Consider the following 702-nt stretch of genomic DNA (forward strand, 5'->3'; position numbering starts at 1 on the left):
TTCCAGCCCTGAAAACGCAGGAAGGTACCTGGATTTGAATCGGGCCGGACCCCATTCAACGCTCGAAGCGAGGCCTATTGCCATGGGCGCCGTGGTCCGTTCAACGGTACAGGTACGGTGCGAGACGCTGGATGCCATCCTGGAAGGAAATGCTGTGCCAGAGGGATTTGATTTCCTGTCGATCGACATCGAAGGGCACGAACTGGTTGCGTTGTCCGGTTTCAACTTTGCACGCTGGCAGCCCCGCCTGGTGCTGATTGAGGATCACGTGACCCATCATAAAAAGCACGACCTGATGCGCGACAACGGCTACCAGCTGATCCTGCGAACCGGCTTGAACAGCTGGTACGTTCCGGCGAAAGCGTCCTACACATTTTCCTGGCCAGCTCGGTTTGAATACCTGCGTAAGTACTATCTGGGGCTTCCATTGCGCAAATTTCGTTACGCGCGCCCCGGCACAAAAACGGATATGGGAGACACATGAACGAAGAACCCGCAGAGCGTGTCGTACGCGCGGCGCCGCCAGTAGTGCCGGGCGATCCTGAACAGCTGCATGTTCGGGTTCCGGTCGATATCCGCAGCATGTCGCTGGTGGTACTGGCGGGTCTGGCCGGCCTGTTTGTACTGCACTGGGCCAAGGCCGTCTTTATTCCGGTGATGCTGGGTGGGCTGTTCAGCTATGCTTTTTCACCGGTGGTCAAC

General features: G+C 57.5%; 1 protein-coding gene and 1 pseudogene. Both read left to right on the top strand.

The features are described 5' to 3' along the window. Nucleotides 1-484 (top strand): FkbM family methyltransferase (locus tag AC1DWI_RS25370; protein ID WP_477726214.1); only part of this gene is annotated, 484 nt, incomplete at its 5' end. Beyond that, nucleotides 481-702 (top strand): annotated as a pseudogene (locus AC1DWI_RS25375) (AI-2E family transporter); the annotation flags it as partial. The gene AC1DWI_RS25370 and the pseudogene AC1DWI_RS25375, both read left to right, overlap by 4 nt.

Source organism: Polaromonas sp. P3_C2 (assembly GCF_056402675.1).